Genomic DNA, 26,828 nt, shown 5'->3' with positions numbered 1-26,828 from the left:
ACAGGTGTCACCGGTCTTCCGTGGCGGATGTCACCACCACCGGCACTGCCACCGCTGCCCTCGCATTGCCTCCGCCGCTGAAACCGCGGCCGATACCGTCACCGATACCGCGGCCGATACCGCTGGCATCACGGTCAGCTGAGCGTGACTTGGCGGTTGGTGAGCCCGCCGCGCGCCCGGCGCTCGTCCCCGGTCAGCGGCGCGTCGACGGCGAGCGCCGCCGCCAGCCGTTCGGCGAACTCCGCCGCCGGCTTCTCGCACTCCTCCGCGCCCATCGCGCTCGGCAGGTCCCACACCGGCACGGTCAGGCCGTGCGCCCGGAAGGAGCCGACCAGGCGCGTTCCCTCACCGAGGCTCGACGTGCCCGCCGCGTGCAGCCGGGCGAGGGCGTCCAGCAGCTTCTCCTCGGGGTACGGCATCACCCAGCGCAGATGGTTCTTCTCCGGCGTCTCGCACCAGTACGCGGCGTCCGTGCCGGAGAGCAGGGCGGTCGGGATCGCGGCGGCGTTGGCCCTCTCCAGGGACGCGGACACCTCGGCCGAGGAGTTCTCCGCGTCCGGCACCCAGAACTCGAATCCGGAGTGCACGACCGGCGTGAAGTCGGCCTGGGGGTCGAGCAGATCCTGCAGTCGCGGACCGTCGGCGGGTACTCGCTGGGCGGCGACCGGACTGCCGGGCTCGGCCACCAGCGCACGCCGGAGCGTGTCGGCGAGGTCGCGGCTGAGGTCGCCGGACGAGGTGTCGTTCTGGAGCGCGAGCAGTACGGAGCCGTCGTCACGGCGCAGCGCAGGCCACGCCATCGGCAGGACGGTCGCCAGCGTCACGGACGGCACGCCCTCGGGCAGCCCGTCCCTGAGGGTCAGTTCGGCGGTCGCGGCGGGCACCAGCTCGCGCAGCGCGACCCAGTCGCACTCACCGGCCAGGCCCTCGAACGGGCGCTGGACCAGCTCGGTCACGGCGTGCGCGGCGGCTCGGCCGTGACAGGCCTTGTAGCGACGGCCCGAACCGCACGGGCAGGGCTCGCGGGCCCCCACCACCGGAATCGGTCCGTCCTTCAGTTGCGCCTTCGCGGCCTTCGTCTGGGGGCGCTTCTTGGCCATGGTGTGGCTTTCTCCCGGTAGCGGCGGTGCGGTGTCGGCGCGAGCCTAGCCGTACTGGGATTCCCGGGGGCGCAATGCGCCGTGTGAACGCGCGGCCCGCCACACAGCCGTACGTACGGACCCGGCGCACTCCGGTACAGACCCGGCCTACTCCGGTACGGATCAGCGCAACTCCGTTACGTACGCGACTCCGGTACGCACACGCCCGCGTCACTCCCTGTCGTCGAAGGCGCCCGCGAAGCCGAGGCCGTCCAACCCGTCCAGCCCCTCCAGGCCGTCCAGCGCGTCCAGACCGTCCGGTCCGCCGAGCCCGTCCAGGCCGTCGAGTCCTCCCAGCTCAGGGCCAGTGACGCGCGTAGCAAAATCGTCGCGGCGATGCCCCTTCGTTATGAGAGCCCACACGGTGACTTCGCCGGAAGCGCTGTCCCGTACGCCCCAGTCCTGGGCCAGGGCGCTGATGATGTTGAGCCCGCGGCCACCACGCGCCGTGACCGAGGGTGTGGCCGGAATGGGCCTCGTCGGGCCACCGCCGTCCGTCACCTCGACGGTCAGCCGGCCCGCCTTGTCGACGCGCCAGGCAGCCCGTATGTCGCCGTCGCCGATTTCCGTACGCCCCAGTGGTCTGCCATGTCGGCAGGCATTGCTGAGGAGTTCGGAAAGGATCAGTACCGCATCGTCCACGACCGAATCCGACACCCCGCTGCGCCTCAACTGCTCACGCATCCGGCGCCGCGCTTTACCCACGCCCGCAGGGCCATGGGGAACGGCCATGCATGACGACGTGGGCACTTCTTGTGCCACCACAAACGCCACCCCCGAGACCTCCTTTGCCCCACGCCACGGTGTGAATGCCCCAATGGCTTGGACCGGAAACCGGCCACGCGACGGCCATCGACGCATTCGCAACAGCCGAATACGGGCTGAACGCGCCGGTGCACTCCCCGTCACCGTCCGTGCGGGTCGAGTCGGGCGAAGTCAGGCAAGACGCCCCAGCTGGGACAGCACCTGTTTGGGCCGGTTGGTGATGATCGCCTCCACTCCGAGGCGGACACAGAGGTCGACGTCTTCCGGCTCATTCACCGTCCAGACATGGACACGGTGGCCCGCTCTGTGCAGTCGGGCGATGTAGCCGGGGTGGTTGCGGACGATCCGCATCCCGGGCCCCGCGATCCGCGCGCCGGCCGGCAGCCGCCCGTCGCGCAGCCGGGGCGAGACGAACTGCATCAGATAGACGGTCGGCAGCCGGGGCGCCGCGGACGCGATCCGGTGCAGCGAGCGGGCCGAGAAACTCATGATCCGTACGGCCGACTCGCCCGGCGTCGGATCGTCCAGCCCGAACCGCCCCAGCAGGTGGAGCAGCCGCTCCTCCACCTGTCCGGCCCAGCGCGTCGGATGTTTGGTCTCGATGGCCAGCTGGACAGGGCGGCCGGCGTCCGCCACCAGTTCCAGCAGGCGTTCCAGCGTCAGTACGGAGGTGAACTCGCGGTCCCGCCAGTCCGGGCTCTCCTCGCTGTCCTTCCAGGAGCCGAAGTCGAGTGTCGCGAGATCGGCGAGCTCCAGGGCGGAGACGGCGCCGCGTCCGTTGGAGGTGCGGTTCACGCGGCGGTCGTGGACACAGACGAGGTGGCCGTCGGCGGTGAGCCGCACATCACACTCAAGGGCGTCCGCGCCGTCCTCGATGGCTTTCGTGTACGCGGCCAGGGTGTGCTCGGGGGCGTCCTCCGAGGCTCCGCGGTGGGCGACGACCTGGATGCTGTGCTGGCGTGCTTGAGTCACCGCGTCATGGTGCCATCGTGAGGGGGTAGGTGGGTGAACGGCCGGGGTTCCCCGGCCGGTCGATTCCGGGTGCGGTCGTTTTGTCGGGAATAAAGGATGGCGAGAAGACGCACAGCTCCTGCTTACAGTGGCCTGACGTGCTGTGGGAAAAGCTGACCGCAGACACTTGCACCGCGAAACTATGCGGAACTCTTGCCGAAGACTGATGTGGAACCGAGGAGAAAGAGCTGTGAGCACCGAGAACGAGGGCACCGCGGTCCCCGCCGCCCCGTCCGTACCTCCCGTGCCGGATGCCGCTCCTGAGGGCGCGCCGGCGTCCGGTTCGCGAGAGGCCGCGCACGAGCCGGCGGCCGCGGCGGAGCAGCCAGGACACTCCCCCCAGCCCTCGCATGCCGCCGCGCCGCCTCCGCCGGGGCAGGTGCCGCCGTCAGGGCCGGTCCCGCCGGGGCCGGTCCCGCCGTCGGGGCAGGTGCCGGACGGAGGCGTACCCGCGGAGGCGCCGGCGACGCAAGCCTCCGGCGCCGGATGGCCGCCGCCCCCGCCCGTTCTCCCCTCCTACGGAGGCGGCGGCAACGACCCCTCCTGGGGCGCACCGGTGCCGGGACACGAGCCGCCCCGGAAGCGGTCGGGCGGGCTGATCGCCACCGTGGTCGTCGCCGCGCTGATCGCGGGCGGTGTCGGCGGCGGGATCGGCTACTGGGCCGCGGACAGCAGTGACAACGGCTCGATCGGCTCAACGACCGTCTCCGCCGAGGACGCGCCACAGGAGCTCAAGCGCGACCCCGGCACCGTCGCGGCGGTGGCCGGCAAGTCGCTGCCGAGCGTGGTCACCATTGAGGCCCAGGGCGGCGACGGTGAGGGCGGTACAGGCACCGGCTTCGTCTACGACAAGCAGGGCCACATCCTCACCAACAACCACGTGGTGGCCTCCGCGGCCAACGGTGGTGACCTCACGGCGACCTTCTCCAACGGCAAGAAGTACGCGGCCGAGGTCGTCGGCCGGGCCGAGGGCTACGACGTGGCCGTGGTGAAGCTGAAGAACGCTCCCGCGGGTCTGGCCCCGCTGGCACTCGGCAACTCGGACCGGGTCGCGGTCGGCGACTCGACGATCGCGATCGGCGCCCCCTTCGGTCTCTCCAACACCGTCACCACGGGCATCATCAGCGCCAAGAACCGCCCGGTGGCCTCGGGCGACGGCTCCGGCTCCAGCAACTCGTACATGAGTGCCCTGCAGACCGACGCCTCGATCAACCCCGGCAACTCCGGCGGCCCGCTGCTGGATGCCCGGGGCGCGGTCATCGGCATCAACTCGGCCATCCAGTCCGCGGGCAGCGGCGGCATGGGCCAGTCGCAGGCGGGCTCCATCGGCCTCGGCTTCGCCATCCCGATCAACCAGGCGAAGAACGTCGCCAAGCAGCTCATCAGGACCGGCCAGCCGGTCTACCCGCTGATCGGCGCCACGGTCACGATGGCAGAGGGCGGCGAGGGCGCCACGATCTCCCCGCAGGGCGAGGGCGGCGCTCCCGCGGTCACCCCGAACGGCCCCGCCGCGAAGGCCGGCCTCAAGGCGGGCGACATCATCACCAAGTTCAACAGCACCCCGATCGACAGCGGCCCGACCCTGATCAGCGAGATCTGGACCCACCAGCCGGGCGACAAGGTCACCCTGACCTACAAGCGCGACGGCAAGGAGTCCACGGTCGAGGTCACCCTGGGCGAACGCAAGGGCGAGAGCTGACCGCTCCGCGCAAGCACGGCCGAGGCGGAGCACCGGACGGATTCCGGTGCCCCGCCTCTCCGCATGTCCAAAAGAGGTTGCTCAGGCACCGCGCTGTCGCCACCATCTGCCCATGACCACGATTTCTGCCTCCCTGCCGCTGACCGGCGCCGCTCGACCGGCGCCGGTCCAGCAGCCCGGCTCCTCGCGGAGGCCGACTCACGCGCGGCCGTGACCGCCGCTCTGGTCGCGGGACTTCTCGCCGGTTTCGGCATCGCCATTCCGGTGGGAGCGGTCGCGACGTACCTGGTAACCCTCACCGCTCGGACATCACTCAAGATCGGCGTCTGCGCCGCGCTCGGCGTCGCGACGGCGGACGGCCTCTATGCCCTGATCGCCGTGGCGAGCGGCTCCGCACTCACCCACGCCATCCAGCCGATCATGCTTCCCTTGCGCTGGGCCTCGGCCCTGGTGCTCATCGCACTGGCCGCACGGGTCGGTGCGACCGCGATCGGCCACTACCGCAAGCGCCGGCCGGCCGCCCGGGCGGACGAGGCGCCGATCAGCCCCATCCGCGCCTACCTGGGCCTCCTGGGGATCACGATGCTGAACCCCACCACCGTCGTCTACTTCACCGCCCTCGTCCTCGGCAGCCAACCCGCAGCAGTCCCCCACCACACGGACCAGGCGATATTCGTCCTCGCCGCCTTCGCCGCGTCCGCCATCTGGCAACTGTTCCTCGCCGGCGGCGGCGCACTGCTCGGCCGGGCCCTGACCGGCACCTGTGGACGCCTCATCACCGCCCTGGTCTCCAGCACCCTGATCACCGCCCTCGCCCTCCGCCTCCTCATATCGCCCCCGTGAGGCGGTGGCCGATGACCACCCCGAACGAAGCCCCACCCCCACCCCGTTCCCGGATCCCGCCCCCTGACCCCCACCAACGTCCCCCCGAACCGGCCACGCCCGGTAGGCTGTAGCCGCTCCGTCGCAGGTAGGCGGGGCATGGGTGGGTTGCCCGAGCGGCCTAAGGGAACGGTCTTGAAAACCGTCGTGGCAGCGATGTCACCGTGGGTTCAAATCCCACACCCACCGCAGCAGATCAGCGTAGGCACTGGTCAGAGGGGGTGCTCCTCGGTGAGGGGCGCCCCTTCCGCATTGATCCTGTCTCACTGTTTCTCACCCGTAGACCACTGTGGATCAGTGCACGTCCCCCAGCTGTCCCCCAGGATCCGGCAACTCCTTGGAACAGATCGAGCCGGGCGACTCCACGTGCCGCAGGATCGGTACGGCCTTGAGTTACAAGTTTCTCTACGATTTCAAGGCGCCTCGCTCCGCTCGCTGCGCGCTCCCCGGCTCATCGCCGCTCCCGCCGCTCCTGTCTCTGCCCTGCTCCGGGCCCCGGCTACGCCGGTCGCGCAACTTGAGAGCGAACGCCAGTGGTGCGGAGAAACCCTCTCTGGCTGGGGCGGTCGGCTCCATGGCTTTAGCCACCTGCCCGATTCGGGGCCTGCGTCGAGTAAGACCAGGGGGCCACTCGATCAAATTCCGGGCAGGATCACAGCCTGCCCGAGTTACCGGCCAGCGTACGGCACGTAATAAATCTCGCCCCGTGAAGTGTGAAGAAAGTCCGACTCCCACACACGCTGCACGGTCTCACCTGTGGGCAGGACCCAAGATCTCTCCGAATCGTATATACGACGCGAGTGGATCGGCCACAGCTTCCCCTTGCCGTAGCGGGCATACTCCCGGATGGGATCTAGCTGGGCGTCAGCAACCAGGGAGTGCATGGCTACGGGATTGTCCAGTAAGCGCTCAGCCAGCGACTCAAGAGCAATCGCGAAAATTCCCCTACTTGCCATTCATCGCTTGCGCCTGGAAGGTTGATTATCGCTCGCCCCCCGCGAGTCAAGTGCGGCACGGCTTCCGGCGGCACGCTAATCACTCCATCCACAACGCCATCGGCGTAACGATGGATAATCGCGGGGAGATTCGGGCCAACTGTTCCTTCCAGGGGAGGGATGCGGCGTTTCTTACTCGGTATGGCTTGGTGGAAGCGTAGAGCAATAATTTCGGGTGACTCTAAGAATGGCTTCTCAACCTTAACGGCAAAGTAGTTATTGCATGCATCGCAGACCGTACCTGCAGGAAGGATCATGGTGGTGTTGCCTAGCGATTCAGGCACGACGTGCTCAACGCTACGCGATCCTTTAGCGTCCCTCTTGCAGAAAATGCATAACATTGCCCCTCCCCAATTCTTGTGACCAGGCTCTTCAGGAGAAGATGATTCTAGAGTTCTGTACGCGGCTGTGCGACTCATTTTAACGGGGTCATTCGCGATCTACGCTGACTATTTGGAGCGAGGGCTGGAATCTTCCTGAGGGCGCGTGCAAGAGCGGTGCTGAGGCAAGCCCTGACTACTGTCTGAGGTGTTGGGCGACAGGCGGGTGGTGAGTGTCGCTCTGTGAATGGACCCGTGATCATCACTCTGGTATTGGCGGCGGTGGCGGCCGGAACATCGGGCAGGGGCCGAACATGCGAACGCCCCCGACCGGCCAACCAGGTTAGGGGCAGCTCTTTCTTCACGGTGGCATCGCTGCCATAGATGATCTTGAGGTTACCGGTATTGAGCACACAAGGTCGGCTTGGGTTCACCTCGATCGCAAGGGCACTCGATTCCAGGAAAACCACACCAGCGACCTTCAGTGATCTCCCGCTGCAGAGCGACCTTTTCAGAATCTCTCTCCGATGCCAAGTAATCCCGCCATTCGATTGGATCACGGTCTACAGGGGCGGGTATTGGCCCTTCCGTGCCTATGTCGAGACTGGCGGGGATGCCGAGTGGTTCAAACTCATCTACATCAGCCTCAAGCCCACAGATTTGGCAGAAATAGGAATGTGCCACAAATGTGCTGATCCCGCTGTCATCTTTGCGTGTGGGGTAGCCAACCAGCATCCCAGAGTGACCCTCGACCGGGCACGGCACTCCAAATCCAGATCTCCCGGGACCGAACATCCCTGCATAACTCCACAGAATTGGACCTGGCGGGGCGGGGGAATCCAATTTTCCATAATTTTCTGCGATATAGGTGCACGCTTTCGCCAATCGCACACGCATGCGGCGGGTAACATCATCTAGATGCGCTTTGCCGAGACTCTCTCGCACGCCAACCCAAGTGCCCCAATAGGCGTCACGTGATTCCCTCAGTTCCTGCAGGAGTGCGTCTACGACATCGAAGCACGTAGCCATATTGTTCTCAGCCATGGAAACGTCAATGATGCCGAGATGGGCCACGCCATTGCGTGCGTTTAGAACCGACACCCAGCGCTGGGTACTGACACGGTCGAGACGTTTTGTGAACTCTCGCGCGAGCTCAAGGGCGTCTCTCGCTGTAATCGATGCCCCATTCTCCAATCGGCGTTCCGCAGCATGCCGAGTTCGCCGATGAATCGCCCCCGTCAGATGCAGCATCATCGTTGTGTTGTCTGCGATGATTGTGGGCTCCACGGTAAATAGGAAGCCTTTGAGAAGGTGCTCTGCTGCAACCTGGGCATGGTGGACAGCAAGGTCGTACGCGGGCGGCTCGGCAGCGGCATGCCGCATGGCTTCATGCATCCAACGCCGTGACGATACAAGGAACATGTCCGCATCGAAGATCCCACCAGTGCTAGACATGTGGAGATCGTAGCCAGCCCCCGGGGACGACGTACACGGGATTCTCTGACGGGAGGTTCGTGCCACTGCGGGATCCACGGGTCGCACCGGGGATCGGTGCGGCGGGCGACCAAGCACCGACACTGCTTCCCCGCAGGCCAGCGCGCCCTAGAGCACCTAAGTTTCCCGAGCTTAGGTTCTATTGCCTTACTTAGGGTGAGGGCGTGAAACCGGCTGACAAATCGAGGTGAAACGGGACCTGCGGAGCCGTGGGCGTCCAACCTTGTTGAAGGGCGAGATCTATGGCGCGACCAACATCTGAGGGCAGTACAGGCTAGGCCTCACGACCGAACCAGTTGCTTACGTGCGGCTGGGTGGTGGTGACCATCGTCCATGAGGTAGCGGCGATGAGTTGGCTGGCGCGGGATTGGCGGCCTCGGAGGGTCTTGATGTAGATGCGGTACATGACAGCCAGGGCGTGGCCGGCCGCTCGCGGGGACGGGGTTGGGCGGCGGGGTGAGCCAGGCTCGCGTCTGCCCGTCCCCCTGGTGTCCCCCAGCGGTGCTCTGATTGGGCCACGAGGTGGTGTTCGTACTGGTCAGTGACGTGCCGTCGCTGGCCGCTGGATCCTCTTGAAAACCGTCGTGGCAGCGATGTCACCGTGGGTTCAAATCCCACACCCACCGCAGCAGGTCAGAGAAGTAGCAGGTCAGAGGGTGCGGCTCCGCTTCGGAGTCGCACCCTCTGTGTTCACCCTGTCTCACCCTGAGCCCACAAATCCCAGCGTGAATCAGTGCGTGTGGGCCATGTGTGGGCCAGGATCACCCCTCGTGCGGTGCCGTTGCTGGTGGCAGGTTGCCGCGATGGCTTGGTGCCGGCGGCGCCAGGCGGTCCAGTGCAGGACGTGGTCACGGACGGGCGGCAGCAGGAGGGCCTGCAGAAGGCGGATGAGTTCGGGACAGGTCAGCGGGATGAGCCGGTCCGAGATGGCAGGGCTGGACTGCGCGGCAGTGGCCATGAGGGCGAGGACGGCGGCGGCGATCAGGGAGAACAGCGATCAGCGCATCCAGGAATTCCAGCAGGTCACCTGGCCCTGGTCGAGTCCGGTGAAGCCCTTGGCGAGCTGGACGGTCTCCTCAATCCGCCAGCTGCGACAGATCACTTCCACCAGCGTGCCGAGCGAAACATCGCCGGGCGCCCAGCAGCGGAAGGAGGACACCTCGCCGGTGTATCGGTGCCGGCGGGCGACCAGCACGCTCATCCCCGTACCGGCCTCGTTCTCGTCGGGGGCGTCGTCGGGGCGGACATCGAGCCAGGCCCAGTCATACTCGCGGGTGCCCTTGGTGCCGGGTCCGGTCTGCCGGCGCATCCACTGCCCGGGCCGCACCTTGCTGATCATTTTGCGGGCCTCCCACCGGCGGCCACTTCCGTCGGTGACCTGGTAGGTGGAAGCGATGCCGACCGTGTAGCCGAGACACATCGGTACGCGAACTCCCCTTCTCGCATTTGCGATTGGCGGACTTCGCCGAGTCGGAGCCGTGGCGTCGCGTACGTTCAGCACACGGGATGGCGCACCACTCGGGCGATTACGCCGCTTCGACCACGGGCGGTCAGGTGGTCTACGAGAGCCGGCTGGAGCCGGCCCGTCTGCTGCTGGCGGACTTCGATCCCACGGTATGCGGCATCTCTGCCCAGCCGTGTCGCCTGGTCGCGCGGATCGACGGCAAGGTCCGCAGCCACGTGCCGGGCTTTCTGCTGGTCACGCGAGCGGGCACCGTGCGCGTGACCAACGTCAAGCCAGCGCAGCATTTGCAGGATCCGAAGGTCGCGGGCGGCGACGGTGCTCACGCCGTGGCAGGTGGTGCCAGGGAGTCTGCCAGGTCGGCGAAGTCGTGGATGAGCCGGGAGCGGCGGGTGGCGGTCCAGGCCAGGCAGACCTGTCCCGGTCCGAGGTCCTCGACGGTCAGGGCGACGACGTCGGGGCGAGTGTAAAAGGTGGCGGTGGAGAGCGGGATGACGCAGACGCCCGCGCCGCGGGCGACGAGTTCGAGTTTCTCCTCCACGCTGTGGATGGGCGGGACCTCGGGGCGCTCGCCGGTGCGCAGTTCTTGGGCGATGTCCCGCCACTCCGGTACGGCGTCCGGGTCTTGCAGGAGGTGGTCGCCGGCCAGGTCGGCGATGGTGAGGGCGGACTTCCCGGCCAGGGGGTGGTCCGCAGGAAGGACGGCGACGCGGGGTTCGGTGAACAGGGGCCGTACGCGCAGCCCTTTCTGGTCGATCGGCAGGCGCACGATGCTGACGTCGGCCCGGCCGTCGCGCAGGACCTCCACCTGATCTTCCCAGCCGGTGCGCAGCAACCGGACGCTCAGCCCTGGGTGGCGGGCGGAGAGCGCCCGCACGGCGGGGGTGACGGTGATGCCGGGCATGAAACCGATGGTGAACACCGGGGTGTCCGCGGCCGCGGCGGTGACCCGGCGCACCGTGGCCTCGGCTGCCGCCAGCAGCGGGCCCGCCTCGTCGAGGAGCCGGGCTCCGGCGGGGGTAAGGACGGTGCCCCGGCGGTCGCGGAGGAAGAGGGCCACGCTCAGGTCGTCCTCCAGGGCGCGTACCTGGCGGGAGAGGGCCGGCTGAGCGATGTGCAGCCGCTGGGCGGCGCGGCCGAAGTGCAGCTCCTCGGCGACCGCCACGAAGTACCGCAGTTTTCGCAGGTCGACGTCCATACCGTTCCGCCTCCCGTCCTCATCCGTATCCATCCACCTCCTAATGATGTTGTCAAGCCGCTGCTGTGACCGGGAGCTCACGTTGGTAGCACCGTCCGTCACTAATCAGGGCCCACGGAACGTTGACCCGTCGCCGGGTCAGCGCGAGGACGGCCCATGGCACGGGGGCTACTCCGGCGAGGCCGGCGAGGCGGTCGGCGTTCAGGTCGGCCCGCTGGTTGGTGAGGACACGCAGCTCGATGGCGTCCTCGTCGTCCGGCCGCAGCACGGTCAGGTCGCGCCGCATCCGGGCCTGGTCGGCGATGACGGTGGCGTCCTTGGCGTCGGTCCTGCCCATGCCCCGTAGCCGGCCGATGCCCGGTTGACCGCGAGACCGGGGATGTAGAGCAACTGCTGGCTGTGATTGAGCAGCACGCTGATCAGCAAGGCCGCCATGCCGTCGGCGACATCGACCGCCCACGCGGCGTCCTCGTCGATCGCCAGCACGTCGGCGAGCAGAGCCAGCAGTTCCGGCTCGTCGTTCAGCACGCGGCGCGACAGCAGTCGCTTGCCCTCGGCATCCAGGACCACGCAGTGGTGGTGGGTCTTGCCGATGTCCACGCCCGCCCATATCTGGGGCACGGGTTCCTCCGGTCCGTCGGTGATTGTTGTTCTCCCGAACGACCTCGCCAGCGTGGTGCTACTCAGCGATACACCCGCAGGTGCTCGCAGCTCCTCATCAGCGGCCGAGTCGTCGTGAGACTCCGGGTGGCCAGGTGGGGTGAACCATCGAGGGCAACCGCTTGACAGCCATACCCGGAGTCTCCGGGTCTCCGGGTATGGCTGGCCCGTCCAACCCACCAACAAGGTAGGACCGCTTGATACCCCGCCGGGTCCGGCGGCTCGCGGGTCCGGCGGGGTGAGGCCGACCCGGACGAGAAGGGCGCTCGCCCCAGGACGGGGCATCGCTCACCCCTGGGCGAAGAGGGCCAGCGGGTCGGTGCGCGCGGGCACCCAGCCGAGCTCGTCGCGGGCGCGTGCCGGGGTGAGCTGCTGGTCCAGGGCGAAGGCGTCGGCGATGTCGCCCATGGCCGCGCGCGCCTGCTCCAGGGTGACGGAGACAGTCTTGCCCCCGAGCCCGACGCCCCGGCTGATGGCTTCGGCGCACTCCCGGGAAGTCGGGTTGACGCCCCCGACGCCCGCGTAGACGGAGCCGGGCCGGGCGCGCAGCGCGGCCACGTAGAGTTCCGCGAGGTCCTCGACGTGCACCAGGGCCCAGTGCTGGGATCCGTCGCCGATATGAGCGATGGCCCCGGCCTGCTTGCCCGGCCGGGTGAAGAAGACGTCGATGAGGCGATTGTCGCCGCCGTAGAGCAGGCCGGGCCGGATCACGACGGGACGGCCGCCTCGTGCGGCGCGGGCGAGGACGGCGTCCTCAACGGGGCGGCGCCAGGAGACCAGGGCGGGCGGGTTCCAGGGGGCGTCCTCGTCGACGACGCCGCCCGTGTCGCCGTAGACCCAGGTGCCGCCAGTATGCAGGTAGGTTCCGGCGCCGATGCCGTCCTGGATCGCGGTGGCCGCGGCGAGGTCCTCGTCGCCCGACTCGGCCTGCGCGAGGTGGATGACCGCCTCGGCGTGGGCCGCCGCCTCGTTGAGCACCCCCAGGGCGGTCAGGCCGCCGTGGACCGGCTCCGCCCCGAGCGCCCGGACCGCCCGTGCGGCGTGCTCGCTGCGGGCCAGGGCGCGCACGGTGTGGCCGTGGTTCAGCAGCGCGCCGATGACCGCATTGCCGAGGTAGCCGGAGCCGCCGGTGACGAAGATCTTCATGACGTTCGTCCTCTCGTTTCGGGATCGCCTACAGCCTGCGGCGTGTCCGGTACCGGTGTCCAAGACCCGTTCGGGCGGCTGTGATGCTGCCGAAGCATCACAGTCATGGAGGCCGTCACCACGGCGACCGCGCCGAGCGCGGCGGCCGAGACGGGACCGTCCGCCACCAGGAGGCGTTGCCGGAATGCACGGACCCGGCGCTTCCCACGACGCGGCGACGACGAGCAGGGCCAGCAGCAACCCCATCGGAAGCAGCTGGATCCGGGTGTCGCCGCCCGCTCCGGACAGGCGCAGCGCGAGGACGAGCAGCCCCGCGGCCACCGCCGTGCCGCAGCCGGGCCGGCCGGCCGCGACCGCCATACCGCCCACCGATGAGGCAGCCCACGGGAACACCGGTGATCGCGTGCTGCTGGACCACATCCTCGCCGTCCCCCACGTCATCGACGCCCGCAGTACGTTCGTCATCCGCACCGTCCTCTCGCGTGGCCCGGTGCCCCTGGAGGACTGGCCTCACCGGCGGAAGCGGCCCGGCTCCGGGTGGGGTGACGCCTCCGGGCACCACCGGATGATCCGCGCTGTGCCCGGCATCCCGTACGCAACAGCCGCCGGGGCCCGAGCCCGTCGACGGTACGGCGCGCCGAGAAGCGCCCGGCCGCCCTGCCCGCAGCGGCTCTGCCGGAAGCGCCCGAGGTCCCATGCCGCGAGGGCATCACAGCGCTTGGAACAGGTCTTGGACGCGCCCTGCGCGCGGACCGCAGGGTGGAGGCAACACTGAGGTGAAGGGAGATGACGGGAATGGCCCGCGTTCTGATCACCGGGTCCGCCGACGGCCTCGGCCTGATGGCGGCCCGGCTGCTTATCCGGCAAGGGCACGGCGTGACGCTCCACGCCCGCGACACCGAGCGCGGCGAGGACGCGCGGGCGGCGTTGCCCGATGCCGAGGGCGTCGTGACCGGAGACCTCTCCTCGCTCGGCGGAATGCGCGCGGTCGCAGAAGGAGCCAACGCCTGCGGGCGGTTCGACGCCGTCGTGCACAACGCCGGCATCGGCTACCGGGAAGCGCGCCGCGTCGGGACCGAGGACGGGCTGTGCCACGTGTTCGCCGTCAACGTCCTGGCCCCGTACGTCCTCACGGCGCTGATCACACGACCGGACAGGCTGGTGTACCTGAGTTCGGGCATGGCCCGCCACGGGCAGGCGGACCTGTCCGATCCGCAGTGGACGCGGCGGCGCTGGAACGGCGCGCAGGCGTACAGCGACAGCAAGCTGCTCGACATGCTGCTCGCCCGCGCGGTCGCAGAGCACTGGCCCGGCGTGCTGTCCAACTCCGTCGAGCCCGGATGGGTGCCCACCAAGATGGGCGGGCCTGGCGCCCCGGACGACCTGGCGCTGGGGCCGGTCACCCAGGCATGGCTCGCCGTCAGCGACGAACCGTCCGCCACGCTCACCGGAGAGCACTTCTTCCACCAGCGCCGCCACCCCACCCCCGTCGGCGCCCGCTCCCACCAGGCGGGCCGCGCACTGCTGGACTACTGCGCCGGCCTCACCGGGATCGCCCTTCCCGCCCGGCAGTGACCGGGCCCGCGGGACGGCCCGTCCCCGTGCCGGCCCGCGGGACGGCCCGTCCCCGCCCGCGTCCCGCTTTCCCTCCCGTCCGGAACCGAGAACCGGCCCACCCGGAAACGTAAGGCTGAGTGAGAACATGCGACACGACATCGAATTCGACGCCGAGGGCGTCACCCTGCGTGGCTGGTTCTACGAGCCCGAGGGGGCCGCAGGCCCTGCACCGTGCGTGGTGATGGCGCACGGCTGGTCGGCCACCCGGAGGATCTACCTGGACCGCTTCGCCGAGGTGTTCGCCGCCGCCGGAATGGCGGTGGTGGTGTGGGACAACCGCGGCTTCGGCGACTCGGACACCGCGCCGGGCAAGCCCCCCTACGAGATCGACCCCTGGGAGCAGATCCGCGACTACCAGCACGCCATCACCTACGCTCAGAACCGCCCCGAAGTCGACCCGGACCGCATCGGTGTGTGGGGCAGCAGCTTCTCCGGTGGGCACGCCTTCGTCGTCGCCGCCGTCGACCAGCGGATCAAGGCGGTCAGCGGGCAGGCCCCCTTCATCAGCGGACGCGCCACCTACGACAACGTCGCCCGAGCGAACAACCAGGTCGTCGACCCCAAGATCTTCTCCGATGACCGGCGGGCCCGCGCGGCCGGCCATGCCCCCACGATGATCCCCGTGATCGGTGAGGACCCCGCGCAAGTGACCGGCATCCCCACCCCGGACGCCCATGCCTGGTTCACGGACGCCCGCCAGCGACTCGCCCCCGAATGGCACGATGAAGTCACCCTGCGCAGCCTGGAGTTGCTCCGCGGCTACGAGCCCGGCTCCTACCTGCCGCTGATCACGCCGACGCCGCTGCTCATGATCGTCGGCCGCGACGACGGCCTGACCGGAGGAAACCTGGCCGCCTCCGCCTTCCAGACGGCCGCCGAACCGAAGAAGATCGTGTTCGTGCCCGGTGGCCACTTCGCGGCCTACACCGGACCGGGCTTCGGCATCGCCTCCGCCGCCGCCCGCGACTGGTTCGCCGAACACCTGTGAGCCCCCCACTGCCCGTGGAGCCCGGGATCCCGGGCTCCACGGGACGCCGAACGCGGCGGCACCGCCCGACGGACCCGCCCGTCGGGCTCGCCGCGACACCGTCTTCCCCTGGGGCAACAACGCGATCGTCAGCGTCCTCGCCGGACTCGGCACCGCCTACCTCGCCTGCCCGGGTTCAGCCTCCGCGACGAAGGACGCGGCCCCGAAGGGGTGCCTCTCGCCGAGGCGCCCCTTCGGCGCTGGATCGCCTGGGATCGGTGTTGGTCCCACAGGCGGACCCTCGAATCTGGCGCTGCCGGCCGGCGGATGGGGGGCCGGTGGGCAGACCTGGGGGCGGCGGGGCCGTGTGGCGGTCTTGCGTGGGTTGCCTTCTGTTGGGATGTCCGTAATTCGCTCTCTCTACCGTGCGCGGCATGAAGAAGCTTTTGATCACACTGAGCGCTGCTGCGCTGACCATCGGTCTTGCCGCGCCCGCGATGGCCGACCGGGGACATGAGAACTTCGGTCAGGCCACGCTGACCGGATTCGCGTCGCTTCCGGCCGAGACGTTCGTGCCTGGCAGCCTGCCGTCCGGCTTCGCTCTCGGCACTGAGCCGACCAATGGGATCACGGCGCCGTTCGCCGGGCAGCCGGTGCAGGGGTTCAGCGGGATCCTCAACAGACACGACGGCACCTTCGACGTGCTGTCCGACAACGGTTACGGCAACAAGGCCAACAGCGCCGACTTCCTGCTCCGTGTCCACCACATCAAGCCGGACGCGCGGACCGGGAAGGTCAAGGTGCTGGGCGGGTTCAACCTGAGCGACCCCCACCGCCGCGTGCCGTTCGCGCTCACCCGCGCCGACCGGGTGCTGACCGGCGCCGACTTCGACGTCGAGTCCATCGTCCGGGCCTCCGACGGCACCTACTGGATGGGCGACGAGTTCGGCCCGTTCCTGCTGCACTTCTCGGCGAAGGGGCAGCTCCTCCAGGCTCCGATCCCGCTCAAGGGCGTGCAGGCCCCGGAGAATCCGTATCTGAACGGCGGAAAGCCCAACCTCGGCAGCAGCAAGGGCTACGAGGGCATGGTCCGCTCGGTCGACGGCCGTCACCTCTACCCGCTCCTTGAGGGCACGGTGGACGGGGACAAGCCCGGCGACCTGCGCCTGAACGACTTCGACCTCCGCAAGGGGCGTTACACCGGGAAGCACTGGGTCTACCGCCTCGAGTCGCCCTCGCATGCCATCGGCGACGCCATCGCCGTGGACAGCCACCGCTTCCTCGTCATCGAGCGCGACGGCGGTGAGGGCGACGCCGCCGCCTTCAAGCGCATCTACCTGGCCGACAACCGCGACCGCAACCGGGACGGGGTCATGGACAAGACGCTGGTGGTCGATCTGCTGAACGTGGCGAACCCGAAGGGACTCGGCGGCTTCGGGAAGACCTTCCGCTTCCCGTTCACCACGATCGAGGACGTGGTCCTGCTCGACGACCGGACGGTGGCTGTCATGAACGACAACAACTTCCCGTTCTCCTCGGGCCGCACGCCGGGCAAGCCGGACAGCAACGAGTTCATCACCGTACGGCTCTCGCAGCGCCTGGACGCCGACAAGCGCGCGTTCAACTAATACCCAGCCGGCCACCGCGTGGTCCTGACGAGGTGGGGGAACCCGCCAGGACCACGCGACGGCCGTCGATCACTGGCCAGGCGCCGGGCGCTGATCGCCGGCCGGGGCCGCCGGCATGTGTTCGTCGATGAAGGCGAGTGTCTCGGCGCTGCGCTCGGCCTGTTTCCACTGGGTGACCCACTTCCGCAGCCGTACGGCCAGGGCGGCCGCCTCGGGCTCGTCGAATCGGCCCATGAGGATCAAGGCGTGGCAGCGGCGGACGACCTGGTCGTGGTAGCGGAAGACCGCAGGGTCCATCGAGAAGGGGAGCGCCAGCCACCGCTGGATGTAGTCGTCCGCCCACGCGGCGGCCACTCCGGTGCTGAATTGCAGGGTGAGGTCGCAGATGAGGGTGTCCAGCGCCCCGTTCATGTTCGCGGCCGGCCCATGGCGCTCGGCGTAGTCGAGGCAGCTGCCGATGCTGTTGAGCCAGCGCGTGGCGCTCTCCCTCGACGTGATGTACGGGCGGACCTGAGGTCCCGCCGAGGCCAGACGGGGGATGAGATCCTCGCTGTCGGTGTGGGTCCGGACCCAGGCGAGCAGCGCTTCGAAGATCGTGAGACTCATCAGCCGCTTGCGCAGGATCCACTTGCTCAGATACGTGAAGTCCTGGGCCGGCACATGCGCGGTGACCCAGGTGTCGACCAGGCCGGTCATGTCCGCCGGTATCTCCTGCCAGGGCAGCAGCCTGAGTAACGCTCCCAGCAGGAAATCGGCGTTGACCAGGGAGGGGAAGGCCCGGGCCCAGGTGAGTGCGGTGGTGATGGCCTGCTGCGTGTCGTGCGGTGTGAGGTCGGCGCGCGCCAGGAGCGGCGCCAGGATGAACTGGGCGTCGGTGATGGCGCCGTGGCTGCTCAGCCAGGTGAGCGCGATCGTGACGGACCGCTGGGAGTCGTCGGGCGTGAGGTCGGTGCGCGACAGCAGCGGGTTGAAGACGAACTGGGCTTCGACCGTCGTGCCGTGGTGGTCCAGCCACGTGTGCGCCGTGGTGACGGTCCGCTCGGCTTCGTCCGGTGTGAGGTCGGCGCGTGCGAGGAGTGGCGCGAGGACGAACGGGGTGTAGGAGACGGTGCCGTAGCCGGCCAGCCAGGTGAGCGCCGTGGTGACGGTCTGCCGGGCGTCGTCGGGTGTGAGGTCGGCGCGGGACGCCAGCGGGTGGAAGACGAACCGGGCCTCGGCCGTGGTGCCGTAGCCGGCCAGCCAGGTGAGCGCCGTGGTGACGACCTGCTGGGCGTCGTCGGGTGTGAGGTCGGCACGGGCCAGCAGGGGGTTGAGGACGAACTGGGCTTCGACGGTCGTGCTGTGCGCGGTCAGCCAGGTGAGTGCGGTGGTGACGGTCCGCTGGACGTCGTGGGGTGTCAGGTCAGGTCGTGACAGCAGCGGATTCAGGACGAAACTGGCGTTCAGCGACAGACCGTGCCGGTTCAGCCACGCCAGCGCGGTGGGCACCAGCAGGAGCGCGCCGTCGCCGGTGAGATGGCGAAGCCCTCGGTACAGCAGGTGGCGGGCGTTGAGACCCGTACCGAAGTCGGTCAGCCAGGGGGTGACCACTTCCTGCCAGCTCCGTACCGCGGCGGTGGACCAGGGCGGCCCCGAGCAGATCGCCCCCAGCGCGTAGCTGCCCACGTCGGCGTCGCTGCGCATGACGCGGCCTATGTCGGGCGCGTGCCGCGCGAACCAGCTGTCGAGTACGGGAGTGACCGGGCCGGCGCGGCCCGCCAGGGCCAGGTCGTTCACCAGACGCCCGACGTTGACGGCGAAGCGCCCCACCGTACGGGGGTTCGTGAGGCAGCCCGCGAGCATGGCGTCGGTGCCGGAGAGGTCGGGCACCGAGTCGCGCTCGGGCAGGATCACGGACTCCATGAGCTGGTCCGCCACCACGTCGTGAGCCACCGCGAGCACCCCGTTGTCGGGCTCCAGCCACCCCAGGGCAAGCAGCGTCGCCACGATGTCGGCCGCCGCCTCCTCGACCTGACCGGTGGCCCGGGACAGCGCCGCGTGCGCGGCCGCGATCACTTCCGTACGGGGCTGGGGGCAGGCAGCGGCAGCCGCCGCGGCGGCCACGAGCGCGGACGAGGCGCGCGCGGGACGGAAGGTGTCCTCGCGTCCCGCGACGGTCAGTCCGTCCTCCCTGAGCCTGCGTTCCAGCCAGCCGGGCAGCTCGCCGCCGGACCGCAGGCCGGCCGCCTCCGGGACGGAATGGCCTTCCACGACCCGGCGTTCGACCTCCCGGGCGATCAGCAGGGCCACGATCGGACGGTGCCCGCAGACCTCCAGCATTCGGCCCATCCCCAGCTGGTGGATGGCGGTCGGCGCGATCGTGGCCAGGGCCTTGTCCGTGACCATGCGCTGGAACTCGTCGTCCTGCCGCAGTTCGACCTCGTCGAAGAGCTCGTGCAGCAGGGCGCGGTCGGCCTTTTGCAGCCAGCCGGGCCGTACGGACGCGAGCAGCGCGACCGACACGCCGCGGCGGTGCGCCTCGGGGATGAGGCGATGCCGCAGCGCGGGAAGGTCGAGCAGGGATTCGTTGAGGTAGTCGACGACCACCAGTACGGCACTGGCCTCCGCGAACACCTGCTCGGCGATCTGGTCGGTGATCGACGCGTCCTCGCCCGGGAGGACGTGCAGCACCCGCCAGCCGGCGTCGAGCGCTCTGCGCCCCACTTCCATGCTGGTACGGGTCTTCCCGGTACCCGCCGCGCCCACCAGCAGGACGCCTCGCTCGGCAGAGGTCACCAGCCGCCGGAAGAGGTTCTGCGGTTCCGCGAGGTGGTGGGTGCCGGGGCTGACGAAGGGGAGCCGCTCCGGGGTCAGATTCTTCTTGAAGTCCCCGAAGCCCTCGATGAGTTCTTCCTGCGGGATCACCGCCCGCAGCAGGGTCCGGGACATCTGACCGGGAGGATCGACCAGTACGGGGTGCGGGCGCACCCCGTTCATGACGAGGTGGTCGACGAACTCCTGATCCTTCAGCGCCTCCGCGATCGGCTCCGCCTCCGCGCTGCTGGTCCCGCCCGCGGGCAGCCGGCTCGCCTGGACGCCGACGAGCAGGGCGCCGTTCTGGACGAAGAGGGCCGCGCCCGATATCCCCTTCCACGGGTCCGGTTTGCTTGCCAGAGGCGGGGAGGTGGTGAACGAGAGGTCCAGCAGCCCCGACTTCAGGTTGGAGCCCAGCTGGATGAACCCGTCCACCTGTCTGTTGTCCCGCCGCAGCAGCCCCTGGACGCCGACGGAGGCGGGGCGTTCCGCGAAGGCCGGGAAGCCGATGGCGGTGAAGGGGATACGGCCCACGCCGGGGCGCAGACTGCCGAAGGCGACGGGCGGCACCTTGTCGGTGACCTCGTCGAGGCGGACCAGCGCGAGGTCGTGACCGGCGCTGTGCCACACCGAAGTGGCGGGGAGGTCGGTGGTGCCTCCGCCCAGCCGGACGGTGCAGTCGATTCCCCGGCCGTTGTCGCTGTCGTTGTTGCTGCGGGTGCCGGCGCCGTTGGGAGTGGTTTTGAAGAGGTGGGCGACGGTGAGCACCAGCCGGGAGCTGATCCGGTAGCCGGAACCGTACGCGGTACCGCGCCCGACGATGACCTCGGCCACCCGGCCGGCGTCGATAGGGCTCATCTACGGGTCAGCCCGCGGCGAGGAGGTCCGAAACGTCGTCACCGGTCAGGACGGCGTCGCCGGTCTTCGTCTCGGCGGTCAGGCTGAGCTTGACGACATGGGTTTCCCCGGTCTTGACACCGCCCTTGCCGCCGAGCGAGACGACCCAGAACCGCACACCTGCCTGTGCCTCGGCGGACCGCTCGACAGCGACCTGGAGCTCCAGGTCGATGGAGTTGATCCGGAAGCGGACCTCTTGGTCGTCCGCGTCGAGACGGGCCCTGTCGATCTCCGACCTCAACGATGCGAGCAGGTCGGCGAGTTCGATACCCATACGGTCCCCCAGTGACGGATGGTCCACGACGGCCAAGAGAGCTCGAAGCTACCAGGAGAACTCCTGGGAGTGAGGGGGTTGGGCGAGACCGGGCGGTGGCGGCCGACGGCCCGGTCCGCGGTGGCGGCCGCCGGGCCGGTCCTGGGCGGTGGCCGGGCCGGTCCTGGGGGGTGGCTGGCTACAACCACCGCCCCGTCTCGATGGTCTAGCCATCGAACGCCACTTCATGTGCACCCGCAGTTCGTCCCATGTTTCCCCCACCGAGGAGAACCGTCGTGCGTCAGCTTTTCCGTCCCTCGACCGCTGCCGTGGCCGCTGCCGCCGCTGTAGCGGCCGCCGTACCCGTCCTCGCTATGGCCCCGGCCGCGCAGGCCGACGAGGGGCAGCCCCGTCTGGTGGTGACGGAGCTGCCCGGGACGGAGCTGAAGGTCGGAGAGCTCCGCCAGGACTCCGTGACGATCACCAACAACGGCACCGCCGCCGCCAACGGTGTCGTCTTCCGGATACGCCTCACCCGCGGCCTGGAGTATCCGGAGCCGGTCGAGGGCTGTACGTACACGACCGTGCGTGATCAGGTCCGCCAGGCGCTCTGCCAACTGGACACCGTGATCGAGCCCGGGAAGAGCTTCAGCGTGCCCATACGGTTCAAGGTGCTGCCGAAGGCGCTGATGGAGGTCATCGAGTACGGCACGGGCCCCACCGGCGGCGTACCGGTCGAGGGGATGACCGAGAGCCACCACCGGCTGGCGGTGGACTCGGACAGCTCGGCCGATCTCGTCGCGGTGGGCGACCGGGCCGAGGGCGAGCCGGGCAGCACGGTGACCGTCAAGGCCGCGCTCCGCAACGACGGCCCCGGCTGGGTGCAGAACCATGTGAGCGACGATCAGCCGGCGATCATGGTGACCATTCCCCAGGGCACGACGGCGATCGAAGTACCCGAGGAATGCCAGCCCTTCGCCATCGACGGGCCGAGCGGACCGTCCGAGCCGGGCAAGCCGCGGTATGTCTGCTACCCGAGCGACTACACGCTGGAGGTCGGGTCGGTCCACTCGTACACCTTCGTTCTGAAGATCAAGAAGGGCGCGCACGACACCTCGGGTGAGGTGAAGGCCACGTCGGTGTACGACATTCACCCGGAGTTCGACCACAACCCGGCCAACGACAAGGCGAAGATCGACATCGATGTGCGGGGGGCGGGGTCCGGTTCGGGCTCCGGTTCCGGGTCGGGTTCGGGGTCGGGTTCCGGGTCCGGGGGCGGCTCCGGGACGAGTGGTGGTACGACGGGCGGGAGCGGCGGCTCCGACGCGGGTTCCGGTGGCACGGGCGGCAATGTCCCGCAGGCCCAGTCCGCCGTGACTCCCTCGGCGGTCACCACCGGAAGCCTCGCTTCCACCGGCGCAGGCAGCACACCGCTCGTGGCGGGCGCGGCGGCAGCGGTCACCGCGCTGGGTGGCCTGCTGGTCATGGGCGTACGTCGTCGTAAGGGAGCCGACGCTTCCTGACGCACGGCAGAGGGCGCCCTCCTGGCCGGAGGGCGCCCTCTGCTGTTGTCTCGGCGGTCCCCTCTGCCGTTCCTCAGCGGCCGGCGGTGAGGCGGGCGGCCGAGGCGATGGTCGCGCGCGCCTCGTGTTCGTTCAGGCCGGTGCGTACGGCGGCGTCGACAAGGGACTCCACGAGCGCCTCGCCGAAGCCGTGTTCGTACGCGCGGCACGCGGCCCAGAACAGCCGCGTGTTGCGCTGGCCCGCGTGCGCGGCGAGGACGAACTGCACCAGGCCGTGGCCCTGCGCGGGCCGGCTCCGGGAGTGGTGAGGGCGCGCGGGGGGAGTGAGCAGGCGCAGCAGCGCGCGGGGGCAGGGCGCGGGCGAGAGCCCCGCCGTGCCGGGAGCCGGCCGGTAGGCGCCACGGGCGGTGACCGAGCCGGGGCCCACCAGATAGCCGCCCGCGCCGCGCACGTCGATGCCGGGGGCGAGCCGGCTCGCGGAGTTGGGCACCACGACGTTCGGCGGGCCCGTCAGCCAGATATGACGGCCCCCGCTCGGGGTCAGGACGATCACGGTCTCCGGGAGCGTGAACAGATGCTGGAGGGCCAGCTGCTGGAGCGCGGCGACGGAGTCCGAGGCCGGTCCGGCCTGCGCGGTGGTACCGGTGGCGCCCGTGATGGTGGCTTCGTGCGGGGAGCCGTCCGCGTGGGTGATGTCGAGATCGATGCCGATGAGCCGGTGCGGGGGCCTGCCGCAGGCGATGCCGTAGCCGGTGGCCCAGGGCGCGAGGGCGAACAGGGCGCGTACGGCGGCCGGGTCGGTGGTGGCGTCGTACACCCCGTGGCCCGGGAGCCCGCACTCGCTGCGGCAGAGGACCGGCTCGGGCTCGCCCCGGTGGGGTGAGCGCAGCGCGGGGAGCTTGGTGGGGGAGAGGGGGAACACGGGGAGCCCGCGCTCGGCGGCGGACAGTGCGTGAGCGAGGGCCGGGGTGGCGGTGTGCCGGGCGGTGGTGGCCATGCGTCCATTTTCGTACAAGCGTTCGAAGAAGGGAAGGGGGGTCGGCGTAGCGATGGGTGGGCGGTGGACGGGCGGTGGACGGTCTGCGGGCGGGCCGAGAATCTGGCGGAACGGTTCACCTCCTGCGGGGCCGGGATCCGTCGGTGCGCAGCGGCCGGAAACGCGGGCTTCGAGGGTGCTTCGAGGGTGTTTCGAGGTTACAAGGGGTTTATCGGCTGGTCCTCACGCTTACGAGGGAATCAGGTGCTCCGGGGGCTCCATGGTGGTTCGCGGTGGATTCGGCGGGCAGCTCTGAAGCGCGACGTCGTCATCACGTCCAAGGCGGTTGGCCAACTTCCTTGGAAAAGCCGCACTTCTGGTTCCTGGAGGAAATGACATGGCAAGCTTCCGTACCGCCCGTGCCGCCGCCGCTGTTGCCGCGCTGCCCCTCGCAGCCGCGCTCTTCACGGGGGTGGCCCAGGCCGATAACGGAGCTCTCTCCGACGACGGGGCGAACGCGACCGTGGCCACGCTCAGCGGCAGCGGGGTGGGCGGTGCCAACTTCGGCAATTCGACGACCACACAGCAGGTGGCGACGGGGGCCGGGGCGTCCAACCGGAACAACACGGCGAACGTGGTCGGCTCGGGGGGCCCCACGCTGATCGACCAGTCCAACAAGAAAGTCGCGGTGAACTTCACCAATCTCTGGTGACCTGCGGCCCGATGGGGGGCGTGACTGCGGCCCGATGGGGGCGTGACTGAGGGGTGACAGCGCTGCGCGGCGGTGCTCCGGTACCGTCGCGCAGGCCGTTTCCCCGGGGTCGACCCTGACGGCCTCCCGGCCTTTCCTCCACCTTCAGGAGGTGGAGCCAGCACCACCCCTACTCCCTGAGGCGGACATCGCTTCGGGACCTGGGGCCGATCCCCCGGGGTGGGCCCCACTCCTAGCGTGGAGCCATGACCACGTCTGTCTGCACGAGCGCCTCCAAAGCCGCCAAGGCGGCCTCGTACTCGCCCTACCAGCCCTATGCGTCGTTCTCCTCGTACGTCCGGGCACGGGGGCCCGTGCTGCTGCGTACGGCCCGCTCGCTCACCTCGGATCCGTGCGACGCGGAGGACCTGCTCCAGACGGCCCTCACGAAGACGTATGTCGCCTGGGACCGGATCGAGGACCACCGCGCCCTGGACGGCTATGTCCGCCGGGCCCTCGTCAATACCCGTACGTCGCAGTGGCGCAAGCGCAAGGTCGACGAGTTCGCCTGCGAGGAGCTGCCGGAGCCGGCGGGCGTGCCGGAGCCCGACCCGGCGGAGCGGCAGGTGCTGCACGACGCGATGTGGCGGGCGGTCATGAAACTGCCCGACCGTCAGCGGGCGATGGTGGTCCTGCGCTACTACGAGGATCTCAGCGAGGTCCAGACGGCGGAGGTGCTCGGGGTCTCGGTCGGCACGGTCAAGAGCGCGGTGTCCCGCGCGCTCGGAAAGCTCCGCGAGGACCCGGAACTCTCACCTGTCCGCTGATCCCGTCCGCTGATCCTTCCTCCTGATCCCGACGGTTCCTGCGGTGGGTTCTACATGGGTTCTACTCCCGGGTAGTGACATACCGCGCGGTACGTGCGCAGAATCTCCGGAACCCTTACCGCCACGTAGCGCTAGCGCCCACCGGGAGGACGCCGTGCTGAGCACCATGCAGGACGTACCGCTGACTGTGACCCGCATCCTGCACCACGGGATGACCATCCACGCGACGTCGCAGGTCACCACCTGGACCGGGGAGAGCGAGCCACAGCGCCGCAGCTTCGCCGAGGTCGGCGGGCGCGCGACGCGGCTCGCCAACGCCCTGCGTGACGAGCTCGGAGTCGCCGACGACGAGCGCATAGCCACCCTCATGTGGAACAACGCCGAGCACGTCGAGGCGTATCTCGCGATCCCCTCCATGGGCGCGATCCTCCACACCCTTAATCTCCGGCTCCCCGCCGAGCAACTGATCTGGATCGTCAATCACGCCGCCGACCGCGTGGTCATCGCGAACGGTTCGCTGCTGCCGCTGCTCGCCCCGCTCCTCCCGCATCTGCCGACCGTTGAGCACATCGTCGTCTCCGGCCCCGGCGACCGTGGTCTCCTCGACGGGGCCGACGCGCAGGTGCATGAGTACGAAGAGCTGATCGCCGGCCGCCCCACCACCTTCGACTGGCCCCAGCTGGACGAGCGGGCCGCCGCGGCCATGTGCTACACCTCCGGCACCACCGGTGACCCCAAGGGGGTCGTCTACTCCCACCGCTCCATCTATCTGCACTCGATGCAGGTCAACATGGCCGAGTCGATGGGACTGACCGACAACGACACCACCCTGGTCGTCGTCCCTCAGTTTCACGTCAATGCCTGGGGCCTGCCGCACGCCACCTTTATGGCGGGCGTGAACATGTTGATGCCCGACCGCTTTCTGCAGCCGGGCCCGCTCGCCGAGATGATCGAGCGCGAGAAGCCCTCACACGCCGCCGCGGTCCCCACCATCTGGCAGGGCCTGCTCGCCGAGGTGACCGCCCGCCCGCGCGATCTGACGTCCATGGCCCGGGTCACGATCGGGGGTTCGGCCTGTCCGCCGTCGCTGATGGAGGCGTACGACAAGCTCGGTGTACGGCTCTGCCACGCCTGGGGCATGACGGAGACCTCACCGCTCGGCACGATGTCCAACCCGCCCGCCGGACTCACCGACGAGCAGGAGTGGCCGTACCGCCTGACCCAGGGCCGTTTCCCGGCCGGTGTCGAGGCCCGGCTGGCCGGCCCCGGCGGCGACTTCCTGCCCTGGGACGGCGAGTCGGCCGGTGAGCTGGAGGTCCGCGGCCCGTGGATCGCCGGCGCGTACTACGGTGGCGCGGGCGGCGAGGCGGTCAAGCCGGACGACAAGTTCAGCGAGGACGGCTGGCTGAGGACCGGTGACGTCGGTGTCATAAGCCCCGACGGCTATCTCACCCTCACCGACCGCGCCAAGGACGTCATCAAGTCCGGTGGCGAGTGGATCTCCAGCGTTGAGCTGGAGAACGCGCTGATGGCCCACCCGGAGGTGGCGGAGGCGGCGGTCGTGGCCGTGCCGGACGAGAAGTGGGGCGAGCGGCCCCTCGCGACGGTCGTCCTCAAGGAGGGCGCGACCGCCGACTACGCGGCGCTCAGGGGATTCCTCGCCGGGAAGATCGCGAAGTGGCAGCTGCCGGAGCGGTGGGCGGTGGTGGCCGCAGTGCCGAAGACGAGCGTGGGGAAGTTCGACAAGAAGGTGATCCGCAAGCAGTACGCGAACGGCGAGCTGGACATCACTCAGCTGTAGCGCGCCGAATGGGGTGAGCGGTACGTGGCTGGGGCGGCGACGGTTTCACGTGAAACCATCGCCGCCCCAGCACCCGTTCCACTG

Annotated in this window: 20 protein-coding genes, 1 tRNA gene and 2 pseudogenes; 11 read left to right on the top strand and 12 right to left on the bottom strand. The window is 69.4% G+C overall.

Annotated elements, in window-relative coordinates; translation table 11 throughout:
• Window positions 1-134: 134 nt before the first annotated feature.
• The 3 genes from ACFVWW_RS09035 to ACFVWW_RS09025 all read right to left on the bottom strand — a co-directional run bounded on the left by ACFVWW_RS09035 (window position 135) and on the right by ACFVWW_RS09025 (window position 2,876).
• Window positions 135-1,100: a DUF5926 family protein gene (locus ACFVWW_RS09035; RefSeq protein WP_384178082.1), complete on the bottom strand. Its 966-nt coding sequence runs from the start codon at window positions 1,098-1,100 to the stop codon at window positions 135-137.
• Between the two features lie 210 nt (window positions 1,101-1,310).
• Window positions 1,311-2,000, bottom strand: coding sequence for an ATP-binding protein (locus tag ACFVWW_RS09030; protein ID WP_384178079.1), 690 nt, complete (start codon window positions 1,998-2,000; stop codon window positions 1,311-1,313).
• A gap of 75 nt (window positions 2,001-2,075) precedes the next feature.
• Window positions 2,076-2,876, bottom strand: coding sequence for a glycerophosphodiester phosphodiesterase (locus ACFVWW_RS09025; protein WP_384178076.1), 801 nt, complete (start codon window positions 2,874-2,876; stop codon window positions 2,076-2,078).
• A 229-nt stretch (window positions 2,877-3,105) separates the two neighbouring features.
• Here ACFVWW_RS09025 and ACFVWW_RS09020 point away from each other — a divergent pair, with 229 nt between their 5' ends.
• From ACFVWW_RS09020 to ACFVWW_RS09010, 3 genes are all read left to right on the top strand, one after another.
• Window positions 3,106-4,614, top strand: coding sequence for a S1C family serine protease (locus ACFVWW_RS09020; protein WP_386876926.1), 1,509 nt, complete (start codon window positions 3,106-3,108; stop codon window positions 4,612-4,614).
• A gap of 210 nt (window positions 4,615-4,824) precedes the next feature.
• Complete coding sequence (locus ACFVWW_RS09015) at window positions 4,825-5,457, top strand: LysE/ArgO family amino acid transporter (protein ID WP_386876924.1); 633 nt, start codon at window positions 4,825-4,827, stop codon at window positions 5,455-5,457.
• A 141-nt stretch (window positions 5,458-5,598) separates the two neighbouring features.
• Window positions 5,599-5,685, top strand: a tRNA-Ser gene (locus tag ACFVWW_RS09010).
• A 697-nt stretch (window positions 5,686-6,382) separates the two neighbouring features.
• Here ACFVWW_RS09010 and ACFVWW_RS09005 read toward each other — a convergent pair.
• The 3 genes from ACFVWW_RS09005 to ACFVWW_RS08995 all read right to left on the bottom strand — a co-directional run bounded on the left by ACFVWW_RS09005 (window position 6,383) and on the right by ACFVWW_RS08995 (window position 9,725).
• On the bottom strand, window positions 6,383-6,832 hold the full coding sequence (locus ACFVWW_RS09005; protein ID WP_386876922.1) for an HNH endonuclease: 450 nt from the start codon (window positions 6,830-6,832) through the stop codon (window positions 6,383-6,385).
• A gap of 375 nt (window positions 6,833-7,207) precedes the next feature.
• Window positions 7,208-8,266: a hypothetical protein gene (locus tag ACFVWW_RS09000; RefSeq protein WP_386876920.1), complete on the bottom strand. Its 1,059-nt coding sequence runs from the start codon at window positions 8,264-8,266 to the stop codon at window positions 7,208-7,210.
• Between the two features lie 1,036 nt (window positions 8,267-9,302).
• Complete coding sequence (locus tag ACFVWW_RS08995) at window positions 9,303-9,725, bottom strand: hypothetical protein (protein WP_386876918.1); 423 nt, start codon at window positions 9,723-9,725, stop codon at window positions 9,303-9,305.
• Window positions 9,726-9,811: 86 nt separating this feature from the next.
• Here ACFVWW_RS08995 and ACFVWW_RS08990 point away from each other — a divergent pair.
• Window positions 9,812-10,015, top strand: a pseudogene (locus ACFVWW_RS08990) (hypothetical protein); the annotation flags it as partial.
• A 74-nt stretch (window positions 10,016-10,089) separates the two neighbouring features.
• Here the strand turns inward: ACFVWW_RS08990 and ACFVWW_RS08985 are convergent.
• From ACFVWW_RS08985 to ACFVWW_RS08975, 3 genes and pseudogenes are all read right to left on the bottom strand, one after another.
• Window positions 10,090-10,965, bottom strand: coding sequence for a LysR family transcriptional regulator (locus tag ACFVWW_RS08985; RefSeq protein ID WP_384178598.1), 876 nt, complete (start codon window positions 10,963-10,965; stop codon window positions 10,090-10,092).
• A 190-nt stretch (window positions 10,966-11,155) separates the two neighbouring features.
• Window positions 11,156-11,586 (bottom strand): annotated as a pseudogene (locus ACFVWW_RS08980) (IS110 family transposase); the annotation flags it as partial.
• A gap of 327 nt (window positions 11,587-11,913) precedes the next feature.
• On the bottom strand, window positions 11,914-12,771 hold the full coding sequence (locus ACFVWW_RS08975) for an NAD-dependent epimerase/dehydratase family protein (RefSeq protein ID WP_384178067.1): 858 nt from the start codon (window positions 12,769-12,771) through the stop codon (window positions 11,914-11,916).
• A gap of 795 nt (window positions 12,772-13,566) precedes the next feature.
• Here ACFVWW_RS08975 and ACFVWW_RS08970 point away from each other — a divergent pair.
• The 3 genes from ACFVWW_RS08970 (at window position 13,567) to ACFVWW_RS08960 (ending at window position 16,983) form a co-directional block, all read left to right on the top strand.
• Complete coding sequence (locus ACFVWW_RS08970; RefSeq protein ID WP_386876915.1) at window positions 13,567-14,346, top strand: SDR family NAD(P)-dependent oxidoreductase; 780 nt, start codon at window positions 13,567-13,569, stop codon at window positions 14,344-14,346.
• A gap of 127 nt (window positions 14,347-14,473) precedes the next feature.
• Window positions 14,474-15,376 carry an alpha/beta hydrolase gene (locus ACFVWW_RS08965; protein WP_384178061.1) on the top strand — a complete coding sequence of 301 codons (903 nt, stop codon included), beginning with the start codon at window positions 14,474-14,476 and terminating at the stop codon, window positions 15,374-15,376.
• A gap of 413 nt (window positions 15,377-15,789) precedes the next feature.
• Complete coding sequence (locus ACFVWW_RS08960) at window positions 15,790-16,983, top strand: esterase-like activity of phytase family protein (RefSeq protein ID WP_384178058.1); 1,194 nt, start codon at window positions 15,790-15,792, stop codon at window positions 16,981-16,983.
• Window positions 16,984-17,052: 69 nt separating this feature from the next.
• Here the strand turns inward: ACFVWW_RS08960 and ACFVWW_RS08955 are convergent, their stop codons facing one another.
• Together ACFVWW_RS08955 and ACFVWW_RS08950 are read right to left on the bottom strand one after the other, a co-directional pair.
• Window positions 17,053-20,634 (bottom strand): trypsin-like peptidase domain-containing protein, encoded by a 3,582-nt coding sequence (locus tag ACFVWW_RS08955; RefSeq protein ID WP_384178055.1) that lies wholly within the window; start codon window positions 20,632-20,634, stop codon window positions 17,053-17,055.
• A 7-nt stretch (window positions 20,635-20,641) separates the two neighbouring features.
• A complete protein-coding gene (locus tag ACFVWW_RS08950) occupies window positions 20,642-20,947 on the bottom strand; it encodes a trypco2 family protein (protein ID WP_384178052.1) in 306 nt (101 codons plus the stop codon).
• Window positions 20,948-21,222: 275 nt separating this feature from the next.
• On the opposite strand from ACFVWW_RS08950, the gene ACFVWW_RS08945 reads away from it, so the two are divergent.
• The gene (locus ACFVWW_RS08945) at window positions 21,223-22,449 is read left to right on the top strand and encodes a hypothetical protein (protein WP_384178049.1); all 1,227 of its coding nucleotides are present in this window, start codon (window positions 21,223-21,225) and stop codon (window positions 22,447-22,449) included.
• 73 nt (window positions 22,450-22,522) lie between these two features.
• Here the strand turns inward: ACFVWW_RS08945 and ACFVWW_RS08940 are convergent, their stop codons facing one another.
• A complete protein-coding gene (locus ACFVWW_RS08940; RefSeq protein ID WP_384178046.1) occupies window positions 22,523-23,446 on the bottom strand; it encodes a bifunctional DNA primase/polymerase in 924 nt (307 codons plus the stop codon).
• Window positions 23,447-23,822: 376 nt separating this feature from the next.
• Between ACFVWW_RS08940 and ACFVWW_RS08935 the strand changes: the two genes are divergently transcribed.
• The 3 genes from ACFVWW_RS08935 to ACFVWW_RS08925 all read left to right on the top strand — a co-directional run bounded on the left by ACFVWW_RS08935 (window position 23,823) and on the right by ACFVWW_RS08925 (window position 26,744).
• Entirely contained in the window at window positions 23,823-24,137 is a 315-nt protein-coding gene (locus ACFVWW_RS08935; RefSeq protein WP_384337498.1) for a hypothetical protein, read from the top strand.
• Window positions 24,138-24,382: 245 nt separating this feature from the next.
• The gene (locus ACFVWW_RS08930; RefSeq protein WP_384178039.1) at window positions 24,383-24,943 is read left to right on the top strand and encodes a SigE family RNA polymerase sigma factor; all 561 of its coding nucleotides are present in this window, start codon (window positions 24,383-24,385) and stop codon (window positions 24,941-24,943) included.
• Window positions 24,944-25,097: 154 nt separating this feature from the next.
• A complete protein-coding gene (locus ACFVWW_RS08925; protein WP_384178036.1) occupies window positions 25,098-26,744 on the top strand; it encodes a long-chain fatty acid--CoA ligase in 1,647 nt (548 codons plus the stop codon).
• Window positions 26,745-26,828: the final 84 nt, after the last annotated feature.

The sequence above is a fragment of the Streptomyces sp. NPDC058198 genome (assembly GCF_042882605.1).
Lineage (GTDB): Bacteria > Actinomycetota > Actinomycetes > Streptomycetales > Streptomycetaceae > Streptomyces.
This window is presented reverse-complemented; position numbering and strand designations above follow the sequence as displayed.